Origin of the sequence: Dubosiella newyorkensis, from assembly GCF_001945605.1 — a bacterium.
Classification (GTDB): domain Bacteria; phylum Bacillota_I; class Bacilli_A; order Erysipelotrichales; family Erysipelotrichaceae; genus Dubosiella; species Dubosiella newyorkensis.
In genome coordinates this window covers 1-554 of sequence record NZ_MPKA01000072.1, presented here as the reverse complement: position 1 = coordinate 554, position 554 = coordinate 1, and the positions used below count along the sequence as shown (strand labels likewise).

Genomic DNA, 554 nt, shown 5'->3' with positions numbered 1-554 from the left:
TTTTTTTGTTTTTTCCCGCCGGACTTTTGTCTTGGATGGTTTTGATCTTAAATGCTTGTAGTAGCCGGAAGTGCTCTTATCCAATTTTGCCAGTATACCCGCTACCGATACTTTGGGATGTTTCTCTTTGTATTCCCGAACCGATCGATAGAGGATACGAGCCGTTATTTGCCGAGTATACTGATCGCTTTTTTTAATACATTGAGCGCGTCCTGGGTATCTCTGAGCTGTTTTTTAAGATGGGCGATCTCTTTGGCTTCATCGCTGCTGTAGTTGCCAGACCCTCGAACAATGACTTGATCGTCATGCTCTTTATAGCTTTTTACCCATCCTCCAATTGTTGTGTCATGGACTCCGAATTGTTTGGCGATCTGCGTGTAGGGAAGATCAGGATGATCGAGTACATACTGAATCACCTGTTCTTTAAATTCTCTGTCATAATGTTTTGCCATTTTTCATTCCTCCTCATTCTGGAATTCAAATTGTTCTTCTTATGACATTCTACCACTTGAATTTTCAGAGGTTTAAGGAATACACCATTAATACTAAATCCA

General features: G+C 40.6%; 1 protein-coding gene. It reads right to left on the bottom strand.

Going from position 1 to position 554, the window contains the following annotated elements; genetic code table 11:
- Positions 1–164 precede the first annotated feature (164 nt).
- Positions 165–452 carry a transposase gene (locus BO225_RS07450; protein ID WP_076341627.1) on the bottom strand — a complete coding sequence of 96 codons (288 nt, stop codon included), beginning with the start codon at positions 450–452 and terminating at the stop codon, positions 165–167.
- Positions 453–554: the final 102 nt, after the last annotated feature.

Bases quoted from the DNA above. Each gene is read 5' to 3' on its own strand.
- BO225_RS07450 (WP_076341627.1), bottom strand. From the start codon at position 452: ATGGCAAAACATTATGACAGAGAATTTAAAGAACAGGTGATTCAGTAT.